Below are 397 nucleotides of genomic sequence, written 5' to 3' on the forward strand. Positions count from 1 at the left end.
CCTGTGAGAGTAGGACGTTGCCAGGCAAATGGAGGATTAGCTCAGCTGGGAGAGCACCTGCCTTACAAGCAGGGGGTCGGCGGTTCGATCCCGTCATCCTCCACCATATAAATGCCGGCTTAGCTCAATTGGTAGAGCAACTGACTTGTAATCAGTAGGTTGGGGGTTCAAGTCCTCTAGCCGGCACCAGTACCATGGCGGTTGTGGCGAAGTGGTTAACGCATCGGATTGTGGCTCCGACACTCGTGGGTTCGATTCCCATCAGTCGCCCCATTTCTTTAAAAATAATATGCGGGTGTGGCGGAATTGGCAGACGCACCAGACTTAGGATCTGGCGCCTTTGGCGTGGGGGTTCGACTCCCTTCACCCGCACTCTTAATTAAATAAGCAATAAGTC

General features: G+C 53.1%; 4 tRNA genes. All 4 read left to right on the top strand.

Annotated elements, in window-relative coordinates:
* Positions 1-30 precede the first annotated feature (30 nt).
* The 4 genes from MR076_RS26075 to MR076_RS26090 all read left to right on the top strand — a co-directional run bounded on the left by MR076_RS26075 (position 31) and on the right by MR076_RS26090 (position 372).
* Positions 31-106 (top strand) — tRNA-Val (locus tag MR076_RS26075).
* Between the two features lie 7 nt (positions 107-113).
* Positions 114-189: transfer RNA gene (locus tag MR076_RS26080), tRNA-Thr, on the top strand.
* Between the two features lie 8 nt (positions 190-197).
* Positions 198-273 (top strand) — tRNA-His (locus tag MR076_RS26085).
* A gap of 18 nt (positions 274-291) precedes the next feature.
* A tRNA-Leu gene (locus tag MR076_RS26090) sits at positions 292-372 on the top strand.
* Positions 373-397: the final 25 nt, after the last annotated feature.

This window comes from Bacillus cereus group sp. BfR-BA-01380 (genome assembly GCF_022663535.1).
GTDB lineage: Bacteria > Bacillota > Bacilli > Bacillales > Bacillaceae_G > Bacillus_A > Bacillus_A cereus_BB.